The sequence below is a fragment of the Geobacillus subterraneus genome, from assembly GCF_001618685.1.
Taxonomy (GTDB): Bacteria; Bacillota; Bacilli; order Bacillales; family Anoxybacillaceae; genus Geobacillus; species Geobacillus subterraneus.
This window is the reverse complement of the sequence record NZ_CP014342.1, coordinates 3,224,193-3,238,307: the sequence shown is the minus strand read 5'-3', so window position 1 is coordinate 3,238,307 and position 14,115 is coordinate 3,224,193. Positions and strand designations below refer to the sequence as shown.

Here is a 14,115-nt window from a genome sequence, read left to right as displayed (position 1 = left end):
TCTGAAAGAAAAAACCCCATCAGCCGCGCTTGATGAGGCAAAAGGTAACTTCGTTATTTTTTGGCGATGCGGATTGTAATTTGATAATAATCGTCAAACTCTTCTTCTTCGGAATGGACCGACACCCCGCTATTTTCCACCATGGAAAGCGATTGGCGGATCGTATTGACGGCGATGCGCATATCGCGGCTGAACGCCTTTCGCTTCGGCTTCGGCTTTCGTTCGCCTGCCTCGAGCATCTTTAGCACCCGGTCTTCCGTCTGTTTGACGTTTAATTGTTTATCGATGATTTCTTGCAGCAGTTTCAGCTGTTTCTCTTTATCTTTCAACACGATCAGCGCGCGCGCATGGCGTTCAGTGATCATCCGCTGCAGGAGCGCCTCCTGCACTTCTTGCGGAAGCTTGAGCAGGCGCAGCTTGTTGGCGATGGTCGACTGCCCTTTGCCGAGGCGCTGGGCGAGCGCTTCTTGCGTTAAATCATGGAGCTCGATCAATCTCGCATACGCCATCGCCTCTTCGATTGGCGTCAGTTCCTCACGCTGCAAGTTTTCAATGAGGGCGACGGAGGCGGTTTCTTTATCGTTTAAGTTTTTAATAATAGCGGGGATTTCCGTCCAGCCAAGCTTTTGCACCGCCCTCCATCTTCGCTCGCCGGCGATGATTTCAAATTGTCCGTTTCCGCATTCGCGGACGACGATCGGTTGAATGATGCCGTGCGTCCGAATTGTCAACGCCAGCTCGGCAATTTTCTCTTCATCAAACACCGTGCGCGGCTGAAAACGGTTCGGGATAATGCTGGCAACCGGAATGTGGCGAACTTCCTCCCTCTCTTGCTTTTCCCCCGCCTCTTCTTGCTCTTTTTCTCCAAAGCTGAACAAGCGTGAAAACGGATGCTTCATCCCCCTACACCACCTTTGGACATACTTGGCCAAGTTCTCTGTTTCGCCCGGCAGGCGCCGCTGCTTATGGCCATCTTCGTTTTCCTCAGCACGGGACGCAGGGCGGGAGCCGCACAGCCCCTTTTCCCTCTGCCTCTCCCACCGCGCCCGCAAAACGTTACTGAATCGGTTGTTTGTTTGGCGTCCCCGGTTTGCGCGGGTATTGGGACGGCGTCTTTTTCGTTTTATGGACGAAAATAACCGTCCGTTCGCCCTCCTCAAACGGCAACGTGAACGTTTTCGCCGCCGCCACTTCCCCGCCGAGCACGGCGATCGCTTTTTTCCCTTCTTTCAACTCTTCAGGTGCCGAAGCAGCTTTCATCGCGATGAATGTACCGCCGACTTTCACAAGCGGAAGGCAAAGTTCAGCAAGCACCGGCATGCGCGCCACCGCCCTGGCCGTAACGACGTCGAACGATTCACGCATCCCCTTTTCGCGGGCAAACGTCTCCGCGCGATCGTGATAAAAGGCGATATCCGTAAGCCCCAGTTCTTCGGCAAGATGCTGCAGAAAGCGGATGCGTTTTTGCAGCGAGTCAACGATCGAAACGCGCAAGTGCGGAAAACAAATTTTCAGCGGAATGCTTGGGAATCCTGCCCCAGCGCCAACGTCGCAAAGCGAGAACGGCTCGGAAAAGTCGTAATAAAAGGCCGGAGAAACGGAATCAAAAAAATGTTTCACATACACGCCGGGCTTGTCCGTAATGGCGGTCAAATTCATCTTCTCGTTCCATTCGACGAGCAATTCATAATAGCGCTCAAACTGCGCAAGCGCCTGGGAAGAGAGGGAAATTCCCCTCTCTTCAAGCAAGGCTTGAAATTGTGTCGCCTCCATAAGCCAATCCTTTCCCTCATGTTTATTCATTCGACACACGCGCGATTCTTCCTTGTTCCAAATACACTAATAATATCGAAATATCGGCCGGATTGACGCCGGAAATGCGCGATGCTTGGGCAATCGAGAGCGGACGCACTTGTTTCAGTTTTTGCCGCGCTTCGGTCGCCAGTCCTTGGATGGCGTCGTAGTCGATATCTTCCGGGATTTTTTTGTTTTCCATTTTTTTGAGCCGTTCGACTTCTTGCAGCGATTTTTGGATATAGCCTTCATATTTGATTTGAATTTCAACTTGCTCGGCGACTTCTGGAGCGATGTCTTCGTCAGCCGGAGCGAGTTTTTGGATATGTTCGTACGTCATTTCCGGACGCCTTAGCAGATCAGCGGCGCGGATGCCGTCTTTCAACTCGCTTCCGCCCGCCTGGCGGATCACTTCTTGCACCTCTGGCGTCGGTTTAATGATGACCGTTTGCAGCCGTTTTTTCTCCCGTTCGATCGCCTCTTTTTTTGCCAAAAATGCTCGGTATCTCTCTTCGGAAATCAGGCCGATCCGATACCCGAGCTCGGTCAAGCGCAAATCGGCGTTGTCGTGGCGGAGCAACAGCCGATATTCGGCGCGCGATGTCAGCAGGCGGTACGGCTCGTTTGTCCCTTTGGTCACCAAATCGTCGATCAAGACGCCAATATAAGCGTCCGAACGGCTTAAAATGATTTCCTCGCGGCCGAGCGCGCGGTGGGCGGCGTTAATGCCGGCCATAATCCCTTGACCCGCCGCTTCTTCGTAGCCGGATGTGCCGTTAATTTGCCCGGCGGTGTACAAGTTTTTCACCAGCTTTGTTTCCAACGTCGGCCAAAGCTGTGTCGGCACGATCGCATCGTACTCGATCGCATAGCCGGCCCGCATGAGCTGCGCTTTCTCGAGCCCTGGGATCGTCTCAAGCAGTTTGCGTTGGATATGTTCCGGCAAACTTGTCGACAGCCCTTGCACGTAGACTTCTTCCGTTTCCCGCCCTTCCGGCTCGAGGAAAATCTGGTGACGAGGCTTGTCGTGGAACCGGACGACTTTATCTTCGATCGATGGGCAATAGCGCGGTCCGGTTCCTTTAATCATGCCGGAGTACATCGGCGACAAATGCAAATTTTCATCAATGATGCGGTGCGTTTCCTCTGTCGTATACGTCAGCCAGCACGGCAGCTGGTCGGTGATGTATGTTGTCGTCTCGTATGAAAACGCCCGCGGCTCTTCGTCTCCCGGCTGAATTTCTGTTTTGCTGTAGTCGATCGTCCGGCTGTTGACGCGCGGCGGCGTGCCTGTTTTGAAACGGACGAGCTCGAACCCAAGCTCTTCTAAATGCTCGGACAACTTGATTGACGGCTGCTGGTTGTTCGGCCCGCTTGAATATTTAATATCGCCGATAATAATTTCCCCCCGCAGAAACGTCCCGGTCGTAATGACGACCGCTTTGGCGTAATAATGGGCCCCTGTTTGTGTAATGACGCCTTTGCAGACGCCGTCTTCGACGATGAGCCGCTCAACTTTCCCTTGCAGCAGCGTCAAATTTTCCTCATTTTCGAGCGTCTTTTTCATTTCCCGCTGGTACAGCACTTTGTCAGCCTGTGCCCGCAGCGCGCGGACGGCCGGACCTTTGCCGGTGTTAAGCATCCGAATTTGAATGTATGTTTTATCAATGTTTTTCCCCATTTCCCCGCCGAGAGCGTCGATTTCACGCACGACGATCCCTTTCGCCGGTCCGCCAATCGACGGGTTGCACGGCATAAACGCAATCATGTCGAGGTTAAGCGTAATGACGAGCGTTTTCGCCCCGATGCGCGCCGCCGCCAAAGCCGCCTCACAGCCGGCGTGGCCGGCGCCGATGACGATGACGTCATACGATCCTCCGTGATACTCCATTTCGTTTCCTCCTTGCTTATTTTCCTAAACAAAATTGGGCAAACAGCTGATCAATCAAACTTTCGTGCAATGTATCGCCAACGATTTCGCCAAGCAGCTCCCACGCCCGGCGCAAATCGATTTGAACGAGGTCGACCGGCATGCCGGCGTCAATGCCGGAAAGCGCATCATCGATCGCCTTTTTCGCTTGCTCGAGCAACGCGATATGGCGGGAGTTCGAGACATAAGTCAAGTCGCCGGCTTCTAGTTCACCGCCAAAAAATAAATCGGCGATTGCCTTTTCGAGTTCATCAATCCCTTGTTCGCGCAATAGTGATGTTGCCACAATCGGCCGGCCGGCCGCAAGCTCTTTGACCCGTTCCATATCAATATTTTCGGGCAAATCCGTTTTATTGACGATTACGATGACATCCATTCCCTCTGTCATCGCAAACAGCCGCTCATCCTCTTCGGTCAGCGGTTCATGGTAGTTCAAAACGAGCAAAATTAAATCAGCCCGCTTCAACATTTGCTGCGAGCGCTCAACGCCAATCCGCTCAACAACATCTTCTGTTTCGCGGATGCCGGCGGTGTCGATCAAGCGGAGCGGCACGCCGCGGACGTTGACATACTCTTCGATGACATCGCGCGTCGTTCCCGGGATATCGGTGACGATCGCCCGGTTTTCGTGAGCGAGCGCATTTAACAGTGATGACTTGCCGACGTTCGGCCGTCCGATAATGACCGTCGCCAAGCCTTCGCGCAAAATTTTCCCTTGGGCGGCGGTCGACAGCAGCTTTTCAATTTGTCCGCGCACGTATTCTGCCTTCTCCTTCAACAGACGCGGCGTCATCTCCTCGACATCATCGTATTCTGGATAGTCGATGTTGACTTCAACGTGCGCCAACGTTTCTAAAATGGTCTGCCGCAATTCGCGGATTAATGTCGACAACCGCCCTTCCATTTGCTGCAAGGCGACGTTCATCGCGCGATCCGTTTTGGCGCGAATCAAGTCGATGACTGCTTCAGCTTGGGATAAGTCGATGCGCCCGTTCAAAAACGCCCGCTTCGTAAACTCCCCCGGCTCAGCGAGACGCGCCCCGTTCGCGAGCACAAGCTGCAACAACCGATTCACGGAAACGAATCCGCCATGGCAATTAATTTCTACTACATCTTCGCGCGTAAATGTTTTCGGCGCCCGCATGACCGATACCATGACTTCCTCGACGGTTCGTCCGCTTTTCGGGTCAACAATATGCCCGTAATGAATCGTGTGTGACGGCGCATCTTTCAGCCGCTTTCCGGTCGGGCTGCGGAAAAGCCGATCGGCGATTTCTATCGCCTCGTCCCCGCTCAGGCGAACGATGGCGATCGCCCCTTCCCCCATCGGCGTTGAAATGGCGGCAATCGTATCAAATTCTGTCATGGCTTGTTCACCTCGCTTTTTCTCCGTTCCATCTATATCCACAGCTTTTTCGCCGTATTCACCTTGTGAATTTTTGCTTAGTTCAATTTTAACTTATCCACATGTGAATAACAATATGGCACACTTCTCCTGATTGTCTAAAAATGAATAGGGCCCGCCGCAAACCGGAACGCGCAGTTGTTTACACCGGGTCTATGTTGCGTTAGACATAAACATATCGGCATCTCGCCGCTTAGAAAAACGGAAGCCAAAACAAAAAAAGAGAGGCCTCCTCTATGTGGTTTAGAGAGGTGCCTCTTTCCTTGACGGTTGTTTTTTGCCTACGGCGGGCGAAACGACGATCGAACGGTGCGGATCAGCTCCGATCGAGTAGGTGGAGACATGTTTATGGCCGGCCAGTGCCGCATGAATGATTTTTCGCTCATGCGCCGGCATCGGCTCAAGCTTGACTTCTTTCCCTGTCTTGACCACCCGGGCTGCCAGCTTGTGTGCCAATTCGACAAGCGCCTGTTCTCTTCGTTCGCGGTAATTTTCTACATCGACGGTGATCGACACGTATTCATCGGCATGGCGGTTGGCGACGAGCTGCGCCAAAAACTGAAGCGCGTTTAACGTTTGTCCGTGTTTGCCAATCAGCAAACCGATCGGCCCCCCTTGAACGCGGAGCGTTACTTGTTTGCCGCGGCGGACGGCCTCGACGTTTGCCCCTTCCGCCCCCATTTGCACGATAACTTGTTGCAAAAAACGCACTGTCTCCTCAACCGGATCGATTTTCAGCACCGCTTTCACAACCGCCGGCCGGCCGCCAAACAGGCCGAACCAGCCTTTTTTCCCTTCATCGATCACGACGATGTCCGCGCGCTCCCGAGGTGCACCGAGCTGTGTGAGCGCCAGCTGCACCGCTTCTTCGACCGTTGCGGCAGTCGCGGTAACTTCCTTCACTTTTTCGCTCCTCCTGGATGGGCAGAAACAGTCGGCCCTTTAATGAGATATGTTTGCACGATGGAGAAAATATTTCCGACAACCCAGTAAAGCGACAAGGCGGCCGGGAAGTTGATCGCAAAAATGACGATCATAATTGGCATCATCCAAAGCAGCATCGCCATTTGTGGATTTTGCTGAGCCGAGCCGGCCATCATTATTTTTTGCTGGATAAACGTCGTCACTCCAGCGATCACCGGCAAAATATAGTACGGGTCCTTTTCGCCAAGGTCAAACCATAAAAAGTTATGCTGGGCGATTTCCCTTGTGCGCATAATGGCATGGTAAAAACCGATTAAAATCGGCATTTGAATTAAAATCGGAAAGCAGCCGGCCATCGGGTTGACGCCATGCTTTTGGAACAATAACATCATCTCTTGCTGGAGCTTTTGTTGGGTTTGCGCGTCTTTAGAACTGTATTTTTTGCGCAACGCCTCGATTTCAGGCTGAAGCGCTTGCATCGCCTTCGCATTGCGCGTCTGTTGAATCATCAGCGGCAAGATGAGCAGGCGGATGAGAATGGTAACGACAATGATCGACAGCCCGTAGCTTCCGCCAAGCATCTCGGCGACGTATTTAATAAGCCAAGAAAGCGGATAAACGATATACTCGTTCCAAAACCCCTTGCTTTCTCGGGTGATCGGTTCATTAATCTCCGTGCATCCAGACAACATGGCAGCCAATGCACTGAGCAATACAATGAATGTAATTCGCCTTTTCACCTTCTTTTTCCTCCCACATGTACAAGTTCATGTATGTATTTTACCACCTTTTTTTGCCGCGTGGAGCATTTTTTCAAGCCGAATCCGACGTTCGGCCTCCCTTTTTCAACCCCCCGGCTTTCCGCAGCACATGGACCAAACTCTTTTTTACTTCGGCATAGCCCATTTCAGCCGCAGGCTGTCTCGCGATAATGACATAGTCCTTGCCAGGAACGACTTGTTCCTTTAACTCGAGAAAACATTGGCGGATGTATCGTTTAATTTGGTTTCTGACAACGGCCTTGCCAAGCTTTTTGCTGACCGAAAGCCCGATGCGAAAGTAAGGCTGCTCCGGGCGGTCAAGCGTATACACGACAAACTGCCGATTGGCCGTCGAAACGCCCCGTTGAAACACTTCTTGGAATTCCTCGTTTTTTTTGATCCGATACTTTTTTTTCATTTTCCCGAAACACTCCATTTGCCTAATTTCCCAGCGGCAAAATGTTGAGAAAAAAGACCACTGATGCTTCAGTGGCCTATTATGCAGACAATACTTTTCTTCCTTTGCGACGGCGACGCGCCAATACTTTTCTCCCATTTTTCGTGCTCATGCGCGCGCGGAATCCGTGCACTTTGCTGCGCTTCCGTCTATTTGGTTGATACGTCCGTTTCATCTATGACACCTCCCTAGGGAATAACTGTTACGGGCAGTCTTTCTCATTATATTGAACAATCTTAGCAAATGTCAACCGCCTTCGCATTTTTCTTGCCTTCATCAGCGGTGTGGATAATTTTTCTCCCCTAAATAACAATCCACAACATTTATCGACATTTTTTTCACATGTTCAACCGTGTGGATAGCGATTTTTTCACAACCTGTCCGTTTTGTGGATAATCAAAAAATTCCGTTGCAACAAGCCGCTTTATTTGCTATTATTATTGTGTTTTCACTATGAATAACCGTGTGGATAAAGAAAGATATCCACATTTTGTGGATAGACTGTGGATATATTTTTGCACAACTTGTTTATAGTGTTGTCCACAGATGGTGGATTTTGTCGAAAAGCCGCCTTGTTTCCTTAATATATTTTTTCCACAAATTATTTTTTAAACGAACGATTATCCTCTGACCAAGGGAGGGGCAACGGGTGGAAAATATCCATGATTTATGGGATCGCGTGCTCGGGGAAATTGAACAGAAAATCAGCAAGCCGAGCTTTGAAACTTGGCTCAAATCGACGAAAGCCCACTCTTTACGAGGTGACACGCTCGTCATCGTAGCCCCAAACGAGTTTGCTAGAGACTGGCTTGATTCCCGCTATTCCCATTTAATTGCCGAAACGATTTACGCGATTACCGGCGAAGAGCTGGCGGTCAAATTTATCATTCCGCCAAACCAAGCTGACGATGAATTGGAGTTTCCGCCGTCGGCGAAAAAACAGCGAAAGCCGTACGAAGAGGCGAACGACTTCCCGCAGAGCATGTTAAATCCAAAATATACGTTCGACACGTTTGTCATCGGCTCTGGCAACCGGTTTGCTCACGCCGCCTCGTTAGCGGTCGCTGAAGCCCCGGCCAAGGCGTACAATCCCCTCTTCATTTACGGCGGAGTCGGGCTCGGAAAAACACACTTAATGCACGCGATCGGCCATTACGTAATCGAACATAACCCGTCCGCGAAAGTTGTCTATTTGTCTTCGGAAAAATTTACAAACGAGTTTATTAACGCCATCCGCGACAACCGCCCTGACGACTTTCGCAATAAGTATCGGAATGTCGATGTTCTGCTGATTGATGACATTCAATTTCTAGCTGGAAAGGAACAAACACAGGAGGAATTTTTCCATACGTTTAACACGCTGCACGAGGAAAGCAAACAGATCGTCATTTCGAGCGACCGGCCGCCAAAAGAAATTCCGACGCTTGAAGATCGCTTGCGCTCGCGCTTTGAGTGGGGGCTAATCACGGACATCACGCCGCCCGATTTAGAAACGCGGATTGCCATTCTTCGCAAAAAGGCGAAGGCGGAGGGGTTTGACATCCCGAACGAGGTCATGCTTTACATCGCTAACCAGATTGATTCAAACATCCGTGAACTCGAAGGTGCTCTCATTCGGGTCGTCGCCTACTCATCGCTCATCAATAAAGAAATCACGGCTGACCTGGCAGCGGAGGCGTTGAAGGATATCATTCCAAGCGCGAAGCCGAAAGTCATTACGATCCAAGACATTCAGCGCGTTGTTGGGCAGCATTTCAACATTAAGCTCGAGGATTTTAAAGCAAAAAAACGGACAAAATCGGTCGCGTTCCCCCGGCAAATCGCCATGTATCTCTCCCGTGAGCTGACCGACTGCTCGCTGCCGAAAATCGGCGACGAATTTGGCGGCCGCGATCATACGACGGTCATCCATGCCCATGAAAAAATATCAAAGCTTTTGCAAACCGACACGCAGCTGCAAAAACATATAAAGGAAATCCAAGAAAAGCTGAAGCAACTGTGAATAACCAGCCTTGTTTTATGCACAGCCTATCCACATGTGGACAGGCTGTGCTTACTTCGCTTTTCTTGCTTATCCACATACTAACAAGCCATACGACTATTACTATGATTTTTATTTTTATATTTTTATAATTTATTTCCGAACATCAACAAAATGGGGAGGAACGACAAGTGAACATTTCCATTGACCGCGAAGCGCTGGCGAAAAGCGTCCAAGACGTAATGAAGGCTGTATCGACGAGAACAACGATCCCGATTTTAACCGGGATTAAGCTGACGGCAACCGCCCGCGGAGTGACGCTGACGGGAAGCGACTCTGACATTTCGATTAAGTCGTTTATTCCGCTCGAAAAAGAAGGACGCTTGCTTGTTGATGTAAAAAGACCAGGAAGCATCGTACTGCAAGCGCGCTTTTTTGCCGAAATCGTCAAGAAGCTGCCCCAACAAACGGTTGAAATCGAAACCGAAGACAACTTTTTGACCGTCATTCGCTCGGGCCACTCGGAATTCCGTCTCAACGGCCTAAACGCTGAGGAATATCCTCGTTTGCCGCAAATTGAAGAGGAAAACGTGTTTCAAATTCCGGCTGATTTGTTAAAAACGGTCATCCGACAAACTGTATTTGCCGTATCAACATCGGAAACACGCCCAATCTTGACAGGTGTCAACTGGAAAGTCGAAAACGGCGAACTGATTTGTACGGCAACAGACAGCCATCGCCTGGCGATGCGCAAGGTGAAAATCGAAGCGGAAAACGCTGTTTCGTATAACGTTGTCATTCCGGGGAAAAGTCTCAACGAACTAAGTAAAATTTTAGATGACGGCAGCGCTCCGGTCGATATCGTTATTACGGCCAACCAAGTGTTGTTTAAGGCGGAACATCTTCTATTCTTTTCTCGGCTGCTTGACGGAAACTATCCGGAGACAGCCCGCTTGATCCCGAGCGACAGCAAAACGAACATGGTCGTCAATGCAAAAGAATTTTTGCAGGCGATCGATCGGGCGTCCTTGCTTGCGAGGGAAGGAAGAAACAACGTCGTGAAGCTGGCGACGCTCCCAGGAGGATTGCTCGAGATTTCTTCGATTTCTCCAGAAATCGGAAAAGTAACTGAGCAGCTGCAGACGGAATCGATTGAAGGTGAAGAATTAAACATTTCCTTCAGCGCAAAATACATGATGGATGCGCTGCGGGCGCTTGATGGCAACGATATTCAAATCAGCTTCACAGGGGCGATGCGGCCGTTCTTATTGCGCCCGCTCCATACGGACTCGATGCTTCAGCTTATTTTGCCGGTAAGAACGTATTGATTCCGCAGCTTTGCGCGCATAACGGGTGTGCTGTCTTGAGCATGGCTCTTTTTATGCCCGATGGGGAGGATGGGAATGTTTGTTGTCCTCGCTCATCGGCTTTCTTTGCGAGTGGAAGAGTTTTTCGGTAAAATAAAAGAATAGGCAGTTTGAAGGAAAGCGAGCGATACGCGGATGGAACAAAAGGTAACGATTATAACAGAAACGATTACGCTAGGGCAGCTGCTGAAGCTGATGAATTTGATCGAGACGGGCGGCGCAGCCAAATGGTTTTTACAAGAGTATAATGTGTTTGTCAACGGCGAAAAAGAAGACCGACGCGGCCGGAAACTGAAAGACGGCGACCGGGTCGACATTGAACGGATCGGCACGTTTATCGTCACGCAGGTGAAGTAGGTGAAGGCCGAGTGTTTCTAACTAACTTAACGTTAACGAACTATCGCAATTATGAACATGAAACGTTAAGCTTTGACCGGGGCGTAAGTATCATCTTAGGGGAGAACGCCCAAGGAAAGACGAACATGATGGAGGCCATTTATGTTTTGGCCATGGCAAAATCGCATCGCACTGCCAACGATAAAGACCTTATCCGTTGGAATGAAGAATATGCTAAAATAGAAGGAAGAGCGGAAAAACGAAGCGGTTCTTTAGCGCTTGAACTGACGATCTCGAAAAAAGGAAAAAAGGCGAGATGCAACCATATTGAACAGCAGCGGCTCAGCCAATATGTCGGCCATTTGAACGTTGTCATGTTCGCTCCTGAGGACTTGAATTTAGTCAAAGGAAGCCCGCAAGTGCGGCGCCGGTTTGTCGACATGGAGATCGGGCAAGTATCGCCCGTTTATATACATGATTTGAGCCAATATCAAAAACTGTTGCAGCAGCGCAATCATTACTTGAAAATGATGCAGGCGCGTGAGCGAAGCGACGAGGCGGTGCTCGATGTATTAACCGAGCAGCTCATGGTGCTGGCGGCAAAAATCACCTTGCGACGCCGCCAGTTTTTGTCGTTGCTCGAGCAATGGGCGATGCCGATCCATCACGAAATCAGCCGCGGCGCCGAACGGCTTCACATCCGGTACGAACCATCGGTCGACGTATCAGAAAAGGCAGAATTGTCGAGAATAGTAGAGGCATACAGCGAAACGTTTGCCGCTATGAGGGAGCGGGAAATTCAGCGGGGAACGACGCTTGTCGGCCCACATCGCGATGATATCGCGTTTATTGTCAATGGAAAAAACGTACAAACATTCGGCTCCCAAGGACAGCAGCGCACAACGGCGCTGGCAGTCAAACTGGCGGAAATTGAGCTTATCTTTTCTGAGTTAGGCGATTACCCCATTTTATTGCTCGATGATGTGTTGTCGGAACTTGATGACTTTCGGCAAACCCACCTCCTTGATGCAATCCGAAAAAAAGTGCAAACTTTTGTCACTACAACAAGCATCGACGGCATTAAGCACGACATCATTCAAGAAGCGGCCATTTATCGAGTTCGCTCCGGTTCGGTAACCGCCTCTTCTTGACTGTGGAACGTTGAACGTTTGCAAAGAAAGCGTAGGTGATATGGCATGACAATGGAACAGCGGGTTGAGCAGGCGTACGATGCGAGTCAAATACAAGTGCTTGAAGGCCTCGAGGCGGTTCGAAAACGCCCGGGGATGTACATTGGCTCGACAGGACCAAAAGGATTGCACCATCTCGTCTGGGAAATCGTCGACAACAGCATCGATGAGGCGTTGGCCGGCTATTGCACGGAAATTCATGTGACGATCGGAGAAGATAACAGCATCACTGTCGCTGACAACGGACGAGGCATTCCGGTTGATGTGCATGAGGCGACGGGGCGTCCGGCTGTTGAGGTCATTATGACTGTCCTTCACGCCGGCGGAAAGTTCGGCGGAGGGGGCTATAAAGTGTCCGGCGGCTTGCACGGCGTCGGCGCCTCGGTTGTGAATGCCTTATCGGAATGGCTGGAAGTTTATGTGTACCGCGACGGAAAAATTCACTACCAAAAATATGAACGGGGTGAACCTCGCACCGACTTGCAAGTCGTCGGTGAAACGGACCGGACCGGGACGACGACCCGTTTCAAGCCGGATCCGGAAATTTTTACAGAAACGACTGAGTTTGACTATGAGACGCTGGCCACCCGGCTGCGCGAGCTCGCTTTTTTAAACCGCGGCTTGAAAATTATCTTGACGGATGAACGGGTCGACAACCGGAAAAACGAATATTTTTATGAGGGCGGCATCCGCTCTTACGTGCGCCATTTAAACCGCACGAGGGAAGTGCTGCATGAGGAGCCGATTTATATCACTGGCGAGCGCGACGGTATCGCCGTTGAAATCGCCTTGCAATATAACGACGGCTACACAAGCAACATTTACTCGTTCGTTAACAACATTCATACGTATGAAGGGGGCATGCATGAGTCCGGCTTTAAAATGGCGCTGACGCGCATCATCAATGACTATGCGCGCAAACAGCAAATTTTTAAAGATAACGACGCCAATTTGACCGGTGAGGATGTGCGCGAGGGGCTGACGGCCATCGTGTCGATCAAGCATCCATCTCCGCAGTTTGAGGGGCAGACGAAAACGAAGCTTGGCAACAGCGATGCGCGCACCGTGACAGACGCCGTCTTCTCCGAGCAGTTCGAGACGTTTTTACTTGAACACCCGGCCGTTGCCCGAAAAATTGTCGAAAAAGGCATGATGGCGGCGCGCGCCCGGTTAGCGGCGAAAAAAGCGCGCGAACTGACACGGCGGAAAAGCGCGCTCGAAATTTCCAACTTGCCCGGCAAGTTGGCCGACTGTTCGTCAAGAGATCCATCTATCAGTGAGTTGTATGTCGTTGAAGGCGATTCGGCGGGCGGTTCGGCGAAACAAGGGCGTGACCGCCATTTCCAAGCCATTTTGCCGCTGCGCGGGAAAATCATCAACGTTGAAAAAGCGCGATTGGATAAAATTTTGTCGAACAATGAGGTGCGGGCGATCATCACTGCGCTTGGCACCGGTATCGGGGAGGATTTCGACATCTCGAAAGCGCGTTACCATAAAGTCATTATCATGACCGACGCGGACGTCGACGGCGCCCACATCCGCACGCTCCTGTTGACGTTCTTTTACCGCTATATGCGCGAATTTATCGAGCGCGGCTACGTCTATATCGCCCAGCCGCCGCTGTATAAAATCGAACAAGGAAAACAAGTGCGCTACGCTTACAACGACCGCCAGCTCGAAAAAATTCTTGCCGAGCTGCCGGATCAGCCGAAACCGACGATTCAGCGCTACAAAGGATTGGGCGAAATGAATCCGGAGCAGCTTTGGGAAACGACGATGAATCCGGAAACGAGAACGTTGCTGCAAGTGAGCTTGCAGGACGCCATTGAAGCGGACGAAACGTTTGAAATTTTGATGGGCGACAAAGTGGAACCGCGCCGCCAGTTTATTGAAGAAAACGCCCGTTATGTGAAAAACTTGGATATTTAAGGCTGAAAAAGAGAGGGAAGCGGCCGCCCTCCCCGCTTCAC

Annotated in this window: 13 protein-coding genes; 5 read left to right on the top strand and 8 right to left on the bottom strand. The window is 50.8% G+C overall.

Annotated elements, in window-relative coordinates; all coding sequences use genetic code 11:
* Positions 1-53: 53 nt before the first annotated feature.
* The 8 genes from noc to rpmH all read right to left on the bottom strand — a co-directional run bounded on the left by noc (position 54) and on the right by rpmH (position 7,446).
* Positions 54-899, bottom strand: coding sequence for a nucleoid occlusion protein (noc, locus tag GS3922_RS15795; protein WP_063167090.1), 846 nt, complete (start codon positions 897-899; stop codon positions 54-56).
* A 157-nt stretch (positions 900-1,056) separates the two neighbouring features.
* Positions 1,057-1,773 (bottom strand): 16S rRNA (guanine(527)-N(7))-methyltransferase RsmG, encoded by a 717-nt coding sequence (rsmG, locus tag GS3922_RS15790; RefSeq protein ID WP_063167438.1) that lies wholly within the window; start codon positions 1,771-1,773, stop codon positions 1,057-1,059.
* A 22-nt stretch (positions 1,774-1,795) separates the two neighbouring features.
* A complete protein-coding gene (gene mnmG, locus GS3922_RS15785) occupies positions 1,796-3,685 on the bottom strand; it encodes a tRNA uridine-5-carboxymethylaminomethyl(34) synthesis enzyme MnmG (RefSeq protein WP_063167089.1) in 1,890 nt (629 codons plus the stop codon).
* Positions 3,686-3,701: 16 nt separating this feature from the next.
* Entirely contained in the window at positions 3,702-5,090 is a 1,389-nt protein-coding gene (mnmE, locus tag GS3922_RS15780) for a tRNA uridine-5-carboxymethylaminomethyl(34) synthesis GTPase MnmE (protein WP_063167088.1), read from the bottom strand.
* 282 nt (positions 5,091-5,372) lie between these two features.
* Complete coding sequence (gene jag / locus GS3922_RS15775; protein ID WP_063167087.1) at positions 5,373-6,032, bottom strand: RNA-binding cell elongation regulator Jag/EloR; 660 nt, start codon at positions 6,030-6,032, stop codon at positions 5,373-5,375.
* Positions 6,029-6,793, bottom strand: a complete 765-nt coding sequence (gene spoIIIJ, locus GS3922_RS15770) for a YidC family membrane integrase SpoIIIJ (RefSeq protein ID WP_063167086.1) — start codon at positions 6,791-6,793, stop codon at positions 6,029-6,031. The genes jag and spoIIIJ overlap by 4 nt, the downstream gene beginning before the upstream one ends.
* 73 nt (positions 6,794-6,866) lie before the next feature.
* Positions 6,867-7,232: a ribonuclease P protein component gene (rnpA, locus tag GS3922_RS15765; protein ID WP_063167437.1), complete on the bottom strand. Its 366-nt coding sequence runs from the start codon at positions 7,230-7,232 to the stop codon at positions 6,867-6,869.
* A gap of 79 nt (positions 7,233-7,311) precedes the next feature.
* Complete coding sequence (gene rpmH, locus GS3922_RS17440; protein WP_020961658.1) at positions 7,312-7,446, bottom strand: 50S ribosomal protein L34; 135 nt, start codon at positions 7,444-7,446, stop codon at positions 7,312-7,314.
* Positions 7,447-7,920: 474 nt separating this feature from the next.
* On the opposite strand from rpmH, the gene dnaA reads away from it, so the two are divergent.
* The 5 genes from dnaA to gyrB all read left to right on the top strand — a co-directional run bounded on the left by dnaA (position 7,921) and on the right by gyrB (position 14,074).
* Entirely contained in the window at positions 7,921-9,273 is a 1,353-nt protein-coding gene (gene dnaA, locus GS3922_RS15760; protein ID WP_063167085.1) for a chromosomal replication initiator protein DnaA, read from the top strand.
* Between the two features lie 170 nt (positions 9,274-9,443).
* Positions 9,444-10,580: a DNA polymerase III subunit beta gene (gene dnaN / locus GS3922_RS15755; protein ID WP_063167084.1), complete on the top strand. Its 1,137-nt coding sequence runs from the start codon at positions 9,444-9,446 to the stop codon at positions 10,578-10,580.
* 174 nt (positions 10,581-10,754) lie between these two features.
* Positions 10,755-10,976 (top strand): S4 domain-containing protein YaaA, encoded by a 222-nt coding sequence (gene yaaA, locus GS3922_RS15750; RefSeq protein ID WP_063167083.1) that lies wholly within the window; start codon positions 10,755-10,757, stop codon positions 10,974-10,976.
* Positions 10,977-10,987: 11 nt separating this feature from the next.
* Positions 10,988-12,106, top strand: a complete 1,119-nt coding sequence (gene recF, locus GS3922_RS15745) for a DNA replication/repair protein RecF (protein ID WP_063167082.1) — start codon at positions 10,988-10,990, stop codon at positions 12,104-12,106.
* Between the two features lie 45 nt (positions 12,107-12,151).
* Entirely contained in the window at positions 12,152-14,074 is a 1,923-nt protein-coding gene (gyrB, locus tag GS3922_RS15740) for a DNA topoisomerase (ATP-hydrolyzing) subunit B (RefSeq protein WP_063167081.1), read from the top strand.
* Positions 14,075-14,115 lie beyond the last annotated feature (41 nt).